The sequence below is a fragment of the Streptomyces blattellae genome (genome assembly GCF_009709555.1).
Classification (GTDB): domain Bacteria; phylum Actinomycetota; class Actinomycetes; order Streptomycetales; family Streptomycetaceae; genus Streptomyces; species Streptomyces blattellae.
In genome coordinates this window covers 19,746-34,243 of record NZ_WJBG01000100.1, presented here as the reverse complement: position 1 = coordinate 34,243, position 14,498 = coordinate 19,746, and the positions used below count along the sequence as shown (strand labels likewise).

The 14,498-nt window shown below is 72.0% G+C and carries 10 protein-coding genes and 1 pseudogene; 6 read left to right on the top strand and 5 right to left on the bottom strand.

All coding sequences use genetic code 11. From position 1 onward, the window contains the following. Both GFH49_RS39755 and GFH49_RS02110 read left to right on the top strand, forming a co-directional pair. Window positions 1-1,188: SUKH-4 family immunity protein (locus tag GFH49_RS39755; protein WP_230396120.1), on the top strand; the 1,188-nt coding region annotated here is incomplete at its 5' end. Window positions 1,189-1,405: 217 nt separating this feature from the next. Beyond that, window positions 1,406-2,293 (top strand): coiled-coil domain-containing protein, encoded by an 888-nt coding sequence (locus GFH49_RS02110; protein ID WP_155054000.1) that lies wholly within the window; start codon window positions 1,406-1,408, stop codon window positions 2,291-2,293. 246 nt (window positions 2,294-2,539) lie between these two features. On the opposite strand, the pseudogene GFH49_RS39750 reads toward GFH49_RS02110, so the two are convergent. Then, window positions 2,540-2,780, bottom strand: a pseudogene (locus GFH49_RS39750) (cation acetate symporter); the annotation flags it as partial. 87 nt (window positions 2,781-2,867) lie between these two features. On the opposite strand from GFH49_RS39750, the gene GFH49_RS02100 reads away from it, so the two are divergent. Together GFH49_RS02100 and GFH49_RS02095 are read left to right on the top strand one after the other, a co-directional pair. Then, window positions 2,868-3,878: an ABC transporter ATP-binding protein gene (locus GFH49_RS02100; RefSeq protein WP_155053999.1), complete on the top strand. Its 1,011-nt coding sequence runs from the start codon at window positions 2,868-2,870 to the stop codon at window positions 3,876-3,878. Then, window positions 3,875-4,666 (top strand): ABC transporter permease, encoded by a 792-nt coding sequence (locus GFH49_RS02095; RefSeq protein WP_155053998.1) that lies wholly within the window; start codon window positions 3,875-3,877, stop codon window positions 4,664-4,666. The genes GFH49_RS02100 and GFH49_RS02095 overlap by 4 nt, the downstream gene beginning before the upstream one ends. Here the strand turns inward: GFH49_RS02095 and GFH49_RS02090 are convergent. From GFH49_RS02090 to GFH49_RS02075, 4 genes are all read right to left on the bottom strand, one after another. Next, complete coding sequence (locus GFH49_RS02090; RefSeq protein ID WP_155053997.1) at window positions 4,647-7,784, bottom strand: ATP-binding protein; 3,138 nt, start codon at window positions 7,782-7,784, stop codon at window positions 4,647-4,649. The genes GFH49_RS02095 and GFH49_RS02090 overlap by 20 nt on opposite strands. A gap of 215 nt (window positions 7,785-7,999) precedes the next feature. Next, window positions 8,000-8,308 (bottom strand): helix-turn-helix domain-containing protein, encoded by a 309-nt coding sequence (locus GFH49_RS02085; protein WP_155053996.1) that lies wholly within the window; start codon window positions 8,306-8,308, stop codon window positions 8,000-8,002. Between the two features lie 9 nt (window positions 8,309-8,317). Beyond that, the gene (locus tag GFH49_RS02080) at window positions 8,318-8,680 is read right to left on the bottom strand and encodes a type II toxin-antitoxin system RelE/ParE family toxin (protein ID WP_155053995.1); all 363 of its coding nucleotides are present in this window, start codon (window positions 8,678-8,680) and stop codon (window positions 8,318-8,320) included. Window positions 8,681-8,830: 150 nt separating this feature from the next. After that, the gene (locus GFH49_RS02075; protein WP_408055876.1) at window positions 8,831-10,393 is read right to left on the bottom strand and encodes an MFS transporter; all 1,563 of its coding nucleotides are present in this window, start codon (window positions 10,391-10,393) and stop codon (window positions 8,831-8,833) included. Between the two features lie 56 nt (window positions 10,394-10,449). Between GFH49_RS02075 and GFH49_RS02070 the strand changes: the two genes are divergently transcribed. After that, window positions 10,450-10,635 (top strand): hypothetical protein, encoded by a 186-nt coding sequence (locus GFH49_RS02070; RefSeq protein ID WP_155053993.1) that lies wholly within the window; start codon window positions 10,450-10,452, stop codon window positions 10,633-10,635. Window positions 10,636-10,929: 294 nt separating this feature from the next. Next, the gene (gene mfd / locus GFH49_RS02065; RefSeq protein WP_155053992.1) at window positions 10,930-14,460 is read left to right on the top strand and encodes a transcription-repair coupling factor; all 3,531 of its coding nucleotides are present in this window, start codon (window positions 10,930-10,932) and stop codon (window positions 14,458-14,460) included. Window positions 14,461-14,498 lie beyond the last annotated feature (38 nt).

Here is a 14,498-nt window from a genome sequence, read left to right as displayed (position 1 = left end):
CCCGCGCCCGGCCAGTCGGCGGCGCCAGGTCAACCCATGCCCGGCCAGCCCGCGCCCGGCCAGTCGGCGGCGCCAGGTCAACCCATGCCCGGCCAGCCCGCGCCCGGCCAGCCGGCTGCGCCAGGCCAACCCACGCCCCGCCAACCCGCACCAGCCCAGTCCACGCCCCCCGGCCCGCCCCCGGCCTACGGCTACCCCCCGCCACCCGCCGCCCAGCCCACCGTCGGCCCCGGCTACCAGGCGGTCCTGCGCTACCGCGCGCAGGACGGTTCCGAGCAGCAGCTGATCCGGCGGTCGGCGCCGGGGACGCCGCACCCGGAGTGGCAGATCTTCCATGAGCTGCGGGCGATGAACATCCCGCCGGACAAGGTGCTGGAGCTGCACACGGAGCTGGAGTCGTGTGAGCTGCCGGGTGCGTACTGTGCGCGGATGATCCGGGAGCAGTGGCCGCAGGCGCGGATCACCTCCATCGCGCCGTACGGCACGGATCACGCGAGCCGGCAGCAGGGGATGCGGCAACTCCTGGCGCACCAGGGCGAGTTGCACCAGGTCGCCGACGGTCCAGCACGCCCGGCCCCGGTACGGGTGCCGCTTCCGCAGGTTCAGCAGGCGCCGCCGATTCCCCCGCAGGGGGTCGCGCAGGAGCTGGCGGGTGCGTTCGGGCCGGGGATCTTCCGGTTCGAGCAGGCCGCGGTGGACCGGCAGGGTGTGCCGCCGATCGTGGCGCACTCGCTGGTGATGGCGGGGCTGCCGATGGACATGGGTCCGTTCTTCTGGGCGCAGGCCCAGCCGGGGCGGCCGGTGCCGACGCTGGCGGAGCTGGCGGCCGAGCGCGGGGTGCAGCCGGCCCCGGACGCGGGCTCGTACCTCGTCATGGGCAGCGACTTCGGCAAGGCGGTCTGTGTGCAGTACGGTACGGCGAACATCGTCGCCGTACCGGTGGAGGCGGGGCCGGGCGGTGCGCCCGTACCGCCGCAGTTCGTGAACACGGGGCTGCCCGAGTTCCAGCGGTGCCTGGCGCTGCTCGGCCGGATGTGGCGGCTGCGGTTCGGGCTGAACCAGGAGCAGGCCGGCCGCTGGACGGTCGACTTCCAGGCGCAGCTGGCCTCGTTCGATCCGGCGGCGCTGGGTTCGCCGGAGAGCTGGTGGTCGGTGCTGCTGGAGCAGATGTGGGACGGGTTGCTGTGACGCGCGGCTGACGTCGCACGCAGTCTCCGCGGGGGCCGGTCACGACCGGCCCCCGCGCTCCGTTCAGGGCTGGGGCCGAGCGGTGGATGGTGGCCGGCGCGGTCCGACCGTGACCTCTGTGCGGAGTGTCGCGTTATGAACACTTCCGTCCGATCCATCAGGATGTGCGCAAAATCGATTGTATTTGACGCCATGTCTGATGGAGAGGAGCCCCAGGATGAGCAGCGCACCGGTGTCGCCACATGGCTTCGTGGCCGTACGGGGGCGCGGCTACCGTCCCGAACAGGCCGACGCGTATGTCGAAGCGCTCTCCGAGGACCGGGACGCCGCCTGGGAGCGCGCGGCGCGGCTCACCGTGCTCGCCAAGGACATGGAGGCGGAGGTGGTGCGGCTGCGCGAGACCGTGGCGCAGCTCGTCCCGCAGACGTATGAGGGGCTCGGGGAGCCCGCGCAGCGCTTGTTCCAGCTGGTGGAGGAGGAGGCCGACGCCGTGCGGGAGGCCGCGCGGCAGGAGGCGCAGCGCTGTGTGAAAGAGGCGCACGTGTACGCGACCAGCGCGCAGGCCGCGGCGCAGGCGGACGCGGACGTCGTACGGGCCGACGCCCTGGAACTCGCCCGCCAGGCCCTGGTCGCCGCGCACGCCGAGGCCGACGAGATCCGCATCGCGGCCCGGCGCGGGGTGAAGGACAGCCGCACCGAGTCTCTGGCCGCGCTGCGCGAGATGCGGCAGCGCGTTTCCGGGATGCTGGCCGACCAGGCCAAGGAGCACGCCCAGCGGTGGGCGGAGGCGGAGCGCGAGGAGACCGAGCGCATCGACGCGCTGGAAGCGGACTACGCCGAACGGATCACGCGCGCCGAGGCCGCGCTCGCCGACGCCAGGCAGGCCTTCGCCGACGCCGAGGGCCCCCTGGATCGCCGCCAGGAAGAGGCGGACGCGCGGGCGGCCGAGCTGCTGGCCGAGGCGCGGCTGCGCCGGGAACAGATCGCCCGCGAGACCGAGCGCGTGCTGCGCGAGCACGGAGAGCGCTGGGACCAGGTACGCGCCCACATCGACCGCGTACGCAGCAGCCTGACCGCGTTGAAGGCCCGCGCGGCGGCGGAGTGACCGGCGCTACGTTCACCGAGCACGAGCAACCCCTCACCGAACAGCGGGCCTGACACCGAACACCGGCCTCGCACCGAACACAGGGCCTCGCACCGAACAGCGGGCCTCGCACCGAGCGGCGGCGCTATTCACCGAGCTTCGGGCCACGCACCGAGCGGCAGTGCTCCCGCCGGGTGGCAGTGCTCCCGCCGGGTGGCAGTGCTCCCGCCGGGCGATAGCGCTCCCCCCTGAGCCGCACCACCGCCCTCACCCTCCCTCCCTGCGCACTGCCCCCGCCAGGATCCACCCCTCCACCGCCTCGTGCTGCCGCCGCTGCTCCTCCGCCTTCCGTCGCTCGGAGGCCACCATCCCCAGCCATTTGAAGGCGAAGCCCGCCGGGGATGGACGCCAGGCCGGTGGTGGTCGTGAAGGGGAACCGGTTGAAGTCGGCCTCGGGGAAAGCGGAGAGCGGTGAGCCGGAGACCAGATCGGTGCCCGGCACCAGCAGCGGAAACATGCCCTCCGACGCCCGGTTCCGGGGCGCTGGAACCGTAGTGAAACCGCGCTGAATGCACCATGCCGCAACCTCTGCGGCATGACGACGACCTCGCGTTCACTCGCCATCGCGGCCAAGGGGCTGCGCAAGGCCTTCGGTGACAAGACCGTCCTCGACGGCATCGACCTGGCGGTGCCTGCCGGCACCGTTTTCTCCCTGCTCGGCCCGAACGGCGCCGGCAAGACCACCGCTGTCAAGATCCTCTCCACCCTCATCACCGCCGACGCCGGCGATCTGCACGTCGGCGGTCACGACCTCGCCACCGGCTCACAGGCGGTGCGCGCCGCGATCGGTGTGACCGGCCAGTTCTCCGCCGTCGATGGGCTGATCACCGGCGAGGAGAACATGCTCCTCATGGCCGACCTGCACCACCTCTCCAAGCAGGAGGGACGGCAGGTCACCGCCGAGTTGCTGGAGCGCTTCGACCTCACCGAGGCCGCCAAGAAGCCCGCTTCCACCTACTCCGGCGGCATGAAGCGGCGCCTCGACCTCGCCATGACGCTGGTCGGCAGCCCGCGGATCATCTTCCTCGACGAGCCGACCACCGGCCTCGACCCGCGCAGCCGCCACAACATGTGGGGCATCATCCGCGAGCTGGTCTCCGGTGGCGTCACCGTCTTCCTCACCACCCAGATCCTGGAGGAGGCCGACGAACTCGCCGACCGCATCGCGGTGCTGAACGACGGCAGGATCGCCGCTGAAGGCACAGCCGACGAGCTGAAGCGGCTCATCCCGGGCGGGCACGTACGGCTGCGATTCTCCGACCCGTCTGCCTATCGGTCCGCCGCCGTCGCCCTGCGCGAGGCCACTCTTCCCCACGCTCGGCTTCGCTCGCGCGGCGGGACCTCCATCGACGAGGCACTGTCGCTGCAGATCCCCTGTGACGGCAGCCAGCGCGAGCTGCGCTCCATCCTCGACTGGCTGGACTCGGCCGGCGTCGAGGCGGACGAGCTGTCCGTGCACACCCCGGACCTCGACGACGTGTTCTTCGCCCTGACCAGCGCCACCGACCGGCCCCAGGCCGACCAGCCCGAGGAGACTGTCCGATGAGCGCCCTCTCCCTTGCCGTACGGGACTCGAACACGATGCTGCGCCGCAACCTGCTGCATGCGCGGCGCTACCCGTCCATGACCCTGAACCTGCTGCTTACGCCGATCATGCTGCTGTTGCTCTTCGTCTACGTCTTCGGAGGCGTGATGAGCGCGGGCATCGGTGGCAGCGGCGCGGACCGCTCCGAGTACATCGCCTATCTCGTCCCGGGCCTGTTGATGATGACCATCGGCAGCACCGTGATCGGGGCCGCGATCTCCGTCTCCATGGACATGACCGAGGGCCTCGTCGCCCGCTTCCGTACGATGGCGGTGTACCGCGGTTCTGTGCTCGTCGGGCACGTCGTCGGCAGCGCGCTGCAGGTACTCGCCAGCCTGGTCCTCGTCGGTGCCATCGCCGTGGCCATCGGCTTCCGCTCCACGGACGCGACGGCCCTGGAGTGGCTGGCGGCGTTCGGGCTGGTCGCGCTGTTCACTGTGGCGCTCACCTGGATCGCGGTCGGGATGGGCATGGCAAGCCCGAACCCCGAGGCGGCCGGCAACATGGCGATGCCGCTGATCCTCCTCCCGCTCATCTCGAGTGCCTTTGTCCCTGTCGACGCGATCCCGGGCTGGTTCCAGCCGATCGCCGAGTACCAGCCGTTCACCCCGGCCATCGAAACCCTGCGTGGCCTGCTGCTCGGAACGGAGATCGGCAACAACGGATGGATCGCGGTCGTCTGGTGCGTTGGCCTGACCGTGCTCGGCTACCGCTGGTCGACGTCGCTGTTCAACCGGGACCCGAAGTAACCGCCGTGACAGCGCGGGCCGCCTCCCGCAACTCGTCCCGCCCCAGGGCGGCGTACTCCGACACCGCGTCGGCGTACGCCGCCCTGCCGGCGTCCCGGGCCGCCGTCCGGGCGCGGTCCGCCGACATCGTCGGCTGGAACTCGCGCAGCACCCGCAGCCGTTCGGCCAGCGCGATCATCCGTACGGCACCAGCGTCGCCGGAAGCGAGCCCCGCCATGCCGAGCGCGTGCAGCACCGTCCCGATCACAGGGAGCTCCATGGGCGAGCCGGACGGACCGGAGAGCAGGGTCCGCAGCCCCTGCCGCAGCCGGTCGACCGGCTCCGCGACCAGCCCGAGACGGCCGGCGTGCGCGTGCGCCGTCACCGCCGCCGACTGGATCTGCAGCACCCACCGGTCGAGGAAGGGGTCGCCGCTGTACATCGAGCCGGCCTCGGCCACCCCCTTGACGGCGCTGCGCCACAAGCCGAGCCCGGCCTCCGTCAGCCCGCGGGCGAGCGCGATCTCGGCGCGTGCGCCGATGCCGGGGCTGTGGGAGTTGTCCTGTTGCGGAGTGTTCTCGCCCTCCGCCTGCCGCAGCCAGTACTCGGCCTCGTCGGTGTCGCCGCGTTGCAGGCAGGCGAGGGCGAGGCCGCCGCGGACGCCGATGGAGTCGTGCTCGTCGCCGAGCCGCGACAGCGCTTCGAGCGCCGCCTTGAGGTGACCGTACGCGGCCTCGCCCTGCGCCGTCTGCAAGTACAGCTCGCTCAGCCGGGCGTGGCCCATGACCTGCAGGAACGGGTTGTCGACCGGCGTCAGTGCGGCGATGGTCCGGCGAGCCGAGGCGAGCGCGCGGTCGATGTCGTGCTCGTACTCCCAGACGTAGGTGGCGACGCACTCGGCGATGCCGGCGAGCAGCGGCTGCTCGCTGTCGCAGAGCTTCTGCAGCACTTCGTAGCCGGGAGGCAGCATCTCGGGGATCGCGCTCAGCACGGCTGTGATGGCGGGCAGCAGCGTGTCCGGCGGGGCCGGGGGCAGCCGCCGGAGGGTGACGAGGTGGCGTACGGCGTGCGGGCCGTAGCCCATGAACAGGCTCGCCGTGCACATCACGGCGGCGGCGCGGGCGACTTCGACGTATTCGGGCTCAGGGTGGTAGTGCGACAGTGGTGGGCCGGTGTCCGCGGCGAGGGCGGTGAGGCGGGGGTAGTTGGAGCCGGTGGACCACAGGGCGGCGAGGACCGCGGTGAGGGCGGCGATGGCGGGGCCGTCCGTGCGGGCCAGGGCGTGCCGAAGGGCCAGCACGAGGTTGTCCTGCTCGGCCCTGATCCGCTCCCAGGCGGCCCGCGGTTCCGAGCCGAAGAACCAGTCGTGGTACGTGACCCCGAAGTCCCGCCCCCAGGCGAGGAACCGGCCGACGGCCGCTTCGTCCTCGCCCGCCTCCGCGCGCCGGGCCGCGCTGAACTCCCGTACGGTCTCCAGCATCCGGAACCGCACGCCGGCCGGCGTGTCGGCGACGGTGAGCAGCGACTGATCGGCCAGCTGCTCAAGGAGGAACAGCGCGTCCTCGCCCAGCACGTGCTCAGCCGCGTCGCCGGTGAGGCCGCCGGGAAAGACGGACAGCGTGCGCAGCGCGGCCCTGGCTTCCTCGCCGAGGAGGTTCCAGCTCCAGTCCACGACCGCGTGCAGGGTGCGGTGGCGCTCCGGCACGTCCCGCACCCCGCCGCGCAGCAGCGCGAACCGGTCGCCGAGGCGACGGGCGATCTCCGGCACCGAAAGGGCCCGCACCCGCGCCGCGGCCAGCTCCACGGCGAGCGGCAGCCCGTCGAGGTGGCGGCACAGCTCGGCCAAGGCGTCCGGCGGCAGCTCCACGCCGGGCCGGGCGGCCCGGGCCCGCTGCGTGAACAGCTCGATGGAGGTGCCGAGGCCGAGTTCCGGCAGCGCGTACACCGCCTCGGATGTCAGGCCGAGGGGGGCCCGGCTGGTGGCGAGCACCCGCAGGTCCTTCGAGGACGAGACCAGGGCCTGTACGAGGGCGGCGGCGCCGCGGATGATCTGCTCGCAGTTGTCGAGAACCAGCAGCGCGGGCCCGGAGCCGAGCACGCCGAGGATGCCGGACACCGGGTCGGCTGCGACGTGGCCGCTCATGGCGCCGGACCGCCCCTCGCCTGCGCCGAGCGCGGAGGCCACCTCCGCGGCCACGTCCTCGTCCGCGGTGACGCCGGCGAGCGGCACGAAATACACCACGCGCTGCTCTGCCCGGCGGCTGACGGCGTGGGCCAGCCGGGTCTTGCCGAGGCCGCCGGGGCCGGCCACGGTGACGGCGCGGGAGGCGCGCAGCAGCCGCTCCACCGCCGCGATGTCGCCGTCCCGGCCGAGCAGCGGATTCGGCTCGTGCGGCACGCCGTGCCGGACTGTGGGCGCCTCACCCCGCAACAACTCCTGCTGTACGGCTTTGAGTTGAGCGCCTGGATCCGTGCCGAGCGTCTCGCGCAGCTCACGGCGGTACGCCTCGTACCGCATCAGCGCGGCGGACGGGCCCGCCGTCGCCGCCTCGCCGCGCAGCAGTTCGGCGAGCACTTCCTCGTCGTGCGGATGGTCCGCGGCGGCCACGGCCAGCGGCCCGGCCGCCTCCGCATGCCGCCCCAGGCGGGCGAGGGCGAGCGCCTGCGCACGGACGAGCGCGCCGCGGACGGGAGCGCGCTCGGCGCGCAACGCGGCAACGGGGTCGTCGGTGTCTCCGGCCTCATCAGGGGTGCCCTCCCACAGCGCGAGCCCGGCCTCGGCCGCAGCCAGCGATCCTGCATGGTCCGTGGCCCTGGCCCGGTCCGCACTCGCGGCGGCGTGCAGCAGCAGGGCGGAGCTGTCGACCTGGTCTTCGGTGAGGGTGAGCCGGTACCCGGTCGGCGTGCTGGCGATGACGTCGGAGCCCAGTTGGGCCCGCGCCCTGGACACGAGGACCTGCAGCGCCTTTCCCGGCCGCTCCGGCAACTCGTCCGGCCACAGCCCTGCCACCAGCCGCTCGGCGCTGCAGCCCGAGCGCAAGTCGCCCGCGAGCAGCGCAAGGAGACCGCGGAGCCGGGGCGCGGTGACCTCCTGTCCGTGATGGGCGACACGCGGCAGCAGGGTCAGGTCGGTGGTCACCCGTGCAGGTTAGCCAAGGCCCCGGCGCCGGAAGGGCTGTACGCCTGCTGAGATCCATCCTGTCCGGGCCGGAGTGTGACATCCCCGGGGAAGGGATACGAGGAGAGGGAGAGCGGCAGTGAACATCGTCATCTTCGGCGCGAACGGACCGACCGGACGGCTGGCCGTGACAGTGCGTGAGATGCGAGCGCCGACAGCGGATCCCGGGCCGGCCGTCAGGCCGCGTGATCGTCGAAACGGAACTCCGGGCTGGTGCGCGGGTCGATGCGGGCACCGGCTTCCAGAGCGGTGGCCAGCTGTTCGATCAGTTCGAGGGTCGGGTTGACGCCGCTCTCCTCGATGGACTCGATGTCCTCCTCGGACAGGCCGGCGCGGCCGGCCAGTTCCGCGGTGCTCCAGCCGAGGGCGGACCGCCGGTCATAGACCGCCTGAGCGAAGTCCATACGACGTCCCGCGGCACGGTACGCAGGGTCCTCACGGTGTTCGGGCGGGACCTTCCAGCTGGTGTGGTATCCGCTGCTCATCGGGCCTCCTCAACCCCTACTGTAGACGTCGTGCTCACGGGCTGGAGGGTGCTCGGCCTCGCACCGCTTTCTCGCCCGCTGTGCTCTCAGGACTTCGTCCGACTCCCGCATCCTGTTCTTGCGGAACACGGTGAGCAGCACCACGCGTCGTCCCGGAGCGAACCAGTAGGTGACGCGCAAGGCGCCGATACGCAGTTCCCGCAGCCCGTCGCCGAGGTGGCTGGCGAGTGGGAAGGGCAGCGCGGGGCCGTCCGTGGCGAGACGGTCGGCGAAACGCTCGACGGTCCTGTAGTCCGACGTCGAGAGGGTCTCCAGCCAAGCGCGCACCTCCGGCTCGACTTCGATCGTGTAGAGGTCCGGCGGTTGCGACATCCGTGTTCCGTTCGAGTGGGCCGTACGCTGCTCACCCAATCGCTCGCCGGGCCGCTCCCCGACCGTTTCCTGCATGAGTTCACCCGATCAGGGACAGCTCCGGCAGGCTTGACGCTGCAGCGTGCCTCTCAGCCCTGGCTCGACGGCCCGTCACCGGTCCACCCCGAGGTCACCGGCTGCCTTCCCTGAAGGCCCTTCCTTGAGCACCGGGAACCGTCTCGGCGCCAGCAGCAACAGCACCAGGAAGGCCAGTGCCGCCGCGCCCGCCGCCCCCAGGTACACCGCGTGCGCCGCGTCCGCGATGGCTCGCCGGGTCGCCTCGGTCACCGCGCCCTCGTCCAACGCGCGCGTGATGGAGTCCAGGTCGTTCGCGCCGCCCAGGCGGGAGGCCAGCACACCGTTCGCGACGGCCCCGAAGACGGCCGCGCCGATCGTCTGGCCGGTCTGGCGGCAGAACAGCACCGAAGCCGTCGTGGTGCCGCGTTCCGCCCAGCCGACCGTGGACTGGACGCCGACGATCAGGGGGAGTTGGAACAGTCCCAGCGCGGCGCCCAGGAACGTCATCAGCAGGGTCGGCTGCCAGGCCTCGCCCGGATACGGCAGGAAGGGGAACGCGGACAGGATCAGCGACGCCGTCCCGATCCCCAGCATCGCCGTGTTGCGGAAGCCGATGCGCCGGTACACGTGCTGGCTCAGCGCCGCCGACACCGGCCAGGACAGCGTCCAGACGGACAGCACGAATCCGGCGGCCACGGGCGCGAGGCCGAGCACTCCCTGGGCGTACGTGGGCAGGAAGACCGTCGGCGCCACCATCAGCACGCCCAGCGCGCCCAGTGCCAGGTTCACCGCGGCGATCGTCCTGCGGCGCCACACCCACCCGGGAATGATCGGCTCCGCCGCCCGGCGCTCGACCAGCACCACCACCGCCAGCAAAGCGAGTCCCGCGGCGAACAGGCCGACCGACGGGCCCGACAGCCACGCCCACGCCACCCCGCCCTGCACCAGCGCCGTCAGCAGCACGCCCCCGCAGGCGAACACCGCGAGCGCGCCCGCCCAGTCGACACGCGCGCGCGTGGCCGTCGTTTCGGAGCGCTCCGGCTCGTGCAGGTGGCGGACGATCAGCCACAACGCCACCGCGCCGACCGGCAGGTTGACGAGGAAGATCCACCGCCAGTCCGCGTACGTCGCCAGCACCCCGCCGACGCCCGGTCCCGCGACCGCCGACACCGCCCACACGGTGGACAGCCTGGACTGGATCTTCGGGCGTTCCTCAAGCGGGTACATATCGGCGGCCAGCGTCTGCACCGTGCCCTGAAGGGCCCCGCCGCCCAGCCCCTGCACGATCCGGAAGGCGATCAGCGCCCCCATGTTCCAGGCCAGCGCGCACAGCAGCGAACCGAGGAGGAACACCGAAGTCCCGGCGACCAGCACCGGCTTGCGCCCGAAGGTGTCGGACAGCTTGCCGTACACCGGCAGCGTGACCGTCACGGCCAGCAGATAGCCGGAGAACAGCCAGGAGAAGACCGAGAAGCCGCCGAGGTCGCCGACGATCTGCGGGACGGCCGTGGAGACGATGGTGGAGTCGAGGGCGGATAGCGCCATGGCGAGCATGAGGGCGGCTACGACAGCTCCGCGTCGCTGCGGGGAAACGTGCTGTGCGGACTCGCGTATGCCCGGCTTCGTCTCGCCCACGCGGATTCCTTCCGTGTGCATCTATCTGCCGTCGACCACTCTCCCACCTGACCGGCGCATTGCGGCAGGGCGCAGCCGTGCCGGGCCGACTGGGCGGGCCGAACCCCTGGACCGGCTTCGGCCCGTCGGCTGTGACCATTCCCAGGCACGGGGTACTGGAGGGCGTACGGCGGGGCTCGGCCTTCGTCGGCCTCTTCGCCGCCCTCATCCCGGCGTTCCGCGCAGGCCGCATGAACGTCCTGAACGCCATCGCGACCGAGTAGCCACCGCATGTTCAGCCCGTCCGGCGTTTGCGGACGAGGCCGTTCAGGCCGAGGCGGGGGTGTGGGGGCGGGGCGCAGCCCCCGGGGATGGGACGGGTAGGGGTGCCTGGGGCGAGACACCTCGCCCCCGGCACCAGCGCGCCCCCGGCACCGGCGCCGGGCACCCCACGCGGCGGACGTTGTCCACAGCCCCCGACGCCCGCGCCGACACCGACGTACGCTGGAGACCCCCGGCCCGTGCGACGAGTCGGGCCCTTCGCGTTGCCCACCCCCGGACGGAAAGCGCTCCTCCACATGAGCCTGCACGGTTTGCTCGACGCCGTCGTCAAGGACACCGCCCTCGCGGAAGCGACCAAGGCGGCCGCAGACGGCAACCGCATGCACATCGACCTCGTCGGCCCCCCGGCGGCCCGCCCCCTCGCCGTCGCCGCCCTGGCCCGCGAGTCCGGCCGCCCCGTCCTCGCGGTGACCGCGACCGGCCGCGAGGCCGAGGACCTGGCGGCAGCCCTCCGCACCCTCCTCCCCCCGGAGGGCATCGCGGAGTACCCGTCCTGGGAAACCCTCCCGCACGAGCGCCTCAGCCCCCGCAGCGACACCGTGGGCCGCCGCCTCGCCGTCCTGCGCCGACTGGCCCACCCCAGCGCCGACGACCCGGAGACGGGCCCGGTCTCCGTCGTCGTGGCACCGGTGCGCTCCGTGCTCCAGCCCCAGGTCAAGGGCCTCGGCGACCTGGAGCCGGTCGCCCTGAAGACCGGCCGCACCGCCGACCTGAACGCCGTCGTGGACGCGCTCGCCGCCGCCGCGTACGCGCGCGTGGAACTCGTCGAGAAGCGCGGCGAGTTCGCCGTACGCGGCGGCATCCTGGACGTCTTCCCGCCCACCGAGGAACACCCCCTGCGTGTGGAGTTCTGGGGCGACGACGTCGAGGAGATCCGCTACTTCAAGGTCGCCGACCAGCGCTCCCTGGAGATCGCCGAGCACGGCCTGTGGGCGCCGCCCTGCCGCGAACTGCTGCTCACGGACGAGGTGCGTGCACGCGCGCGTGCCCTCGCCGAGGCCCACCCCGAGCTGGGCGAACTGCTCGGCAGGATCGCCGAGGGGATCGCGGTCGAGGGCATGGAGTCCCTCGCGCCGGTCCTGGTCGACGACATGGAACTGCTGCTCGACGTCCTGCCGAAGGGCGCCATGGCCGTCGTATGCGATCCGGAGCGGGTACGCACGCGTGCCTCGGATCTCGTGGCGACGTCGCAGGAGTTCCTGCAGGCATCCTGGGCGGCCACGGCGGGTGGGGGAGACGCGCCGATCGACGTGGGCGCGGCCTCCCTGTGGCCCATCGCGGACGTCCGGGACCGGGCGCGCGAGCTGGAGATGATGTGGTGGTCGGTGTCGCCGTTCGCGACGGACGAGGAGCTTGATGCGGACACCCTCAAGCTCGGCATGCACGCGCCGGAGTCGTACCGCGGGGACACCGCGCGGGCGCTCGCCGACACCAAGGGCTGGCTGGCCGACGGCTGGCGCACGGTGTTCGTGACGGAAGGGCACGGCCCGGCGGCCAGGACCGTCGAGGTGCTGGGCGGCGAGGGCATCGCGGCACGGCTCGACGCGGACCTGGGGGAGATCTCCCCGTCCGTGGTGCACGTGGCGTGCGGCTCGATCGACTACGGCTTCGTCGATACGGCGCTGAAGCTCGCGGTCCTCACCGAGACCGACCTCTCCGGGCAGAAGGCAGCCGGCAAGGACGGCGCCCGGATGCCCGCGCGGCGCCGCAAGACCATCGACCCGCTGACCCTGGAGGCGGGCGACTACATCGTGCACGAGCAGCACGGTGTCGGCCGGTACATCGAGATGGTGCAGCGGACGGTGCAGGGCGCGACCCGCGAGTACCTGGTCGTGGAGTACGCCCCCGCCAAGCGCGGCCAGCCCGGCGACCGGCTCTACATCCCCACCGACCAGCTGGAGCAGATCACCAAGTACGTCGGCGGCGAGGCCCCGACCCTGCACCGGCTCGGCGGCGCCGACTGGACGAAGACCAAGGCGCGCGCGAAGAAGGCCGTCAAGGAGATCGCCGCCGACCTCATCAAGCTGTACAGCGCGCGCATGGCGGCGCCCGGACACACCTTCGGCCCGGACACGCCGTGGCAGCGCGAGCTGGAGGACGCCTTCCCGTACGTGGAGACGCCGGACCAGCTCAGCACCATCGCCGAGGTCAAGGACGACATGCAGAAGTCGGTCCCCATGGACCGCCTGATCTGCGGCGACGTCGGCTACGGCAAGACGGAGATCGCGGTCCGCGCCGCCTTCAAGGCCGTCCAGGACGGCAAGCAGGTCGCCGTGCTCGTCCCGACGACCCTGCTGGTGCAGCAGCACTTCGGGACGTTCAGCGAGCGGTACTCGCAGTTCCCGGTCAACGTGCGGGCGTTGAGCCGCTTCCAGACGGACACCGAGGCGAAGGCCACCCTTGAGGGCCTGCGCGAAGGCGCGGTGGACGTCGTCATCGGCACGCACCGCCTGTTCTCGTCGGAGACGAAGTTCAAGGACCTCGGCCTGGTCATCGTCGACGAGGAGCAGCGCTTCGGCGTCGAGCACAAGGAGCAGCTGAAGAAGCTGCGCGCGAACGTCGACGTACTGACGATGTCCGCGACCCCGATCCCGCGCACCCTGGAGATGGCGGTCACCGGCATCCGCGAGATGTCGACGATCACCACACCGCCGGAGGAGCGCCACCCGGTGCTGACCTTCGTCGGGCCGTACGAGGAGAAGCAGATCGGCGCGGCCATCCGCCGTGAACTCCTGCGCGAGGGCCAGGTCTTCTACATCCACAACCGCGTCGAGTCGATCGACCGGGCGGCGGCCCGGCTGCGCGAGATCGTGCCCGAGGCACGGATCGCCACGGCCCACGGCCAGATGTCGGAGCAGACACTGGAGCAGGTCGTCGTCGACTTCTGGGAGAAGCGGTACGACGTCCTCGTCTCGACGACGATCGTCGAGTCCGGCATCGACATCTCCAACGCCAACACGCTCATCGTGGAGCGCGGCGACAACTTCGGCCTGTCGCAGCTGCATCAGCTGCGCGGACGAGTGGGCCGTGGGCGCGAGCGCGGATACGCGTACTTCCTGTACCCGCCGGAGAAGCCGCTGACCGAGACCGCCCACGAGCGGCTAGCGACCATCGCCCAGCACACCGAGATGGGCGCGGGCATGTACGTCGCCATGAAGGACCTGGAGATCCGCGGCGCCGGGAACCTCCTGGGCGGCGAGCAGTCCGGCCATATCGCGGGCGTCGGCTTCGACCTGTACGTACGGATGGTCGGCGAGGCGGTCGCGGACTACCGGGCCTCCCTGGAGGGCGGTGTCGAGGAGGAACCGCCGCTGGAGGTCAAGATCGAGCTGCCCGTGGACGCGCATGTCCCGCACGACTACGCGCCGGGCGAGCGGCTCAGGTTGCAGGCCTACCGGGCCATCGCCTCCGCCAACACGGAGGAGGACATCAAGTCCGTACGCGAGGAACTCGTCGACCGCTACGGCAAGGTGCCCGAGCCGGTCGAGAACCTGCTGCTGGTGGCCGGACTCCGGATGCTCGCGCGCGCGTGCGGCGTCGGCGAGATCGTGCTGCAGGGCAACAATATCCGTTTCGCGCCGGTGGAGTTGCGGGAGTCGCAGGAGTTGCGCGTCAAGCGGCTGTACCCGGGGACCGTCATCAAGCCGGCCGTCCACCAGGTGCTGGTACCGCGTCCGAAGACCGCGAAGGTGGGCGGGAAGCCGCTGGTCGGGCGGGAGCTGCTCGGCTGGGTCGGGGAGTTCCTGGCGTCGATCCTGGGGTCATAGGGGCGCCCCTTAAGGGGCTATATCGCCTGGACCTCTCG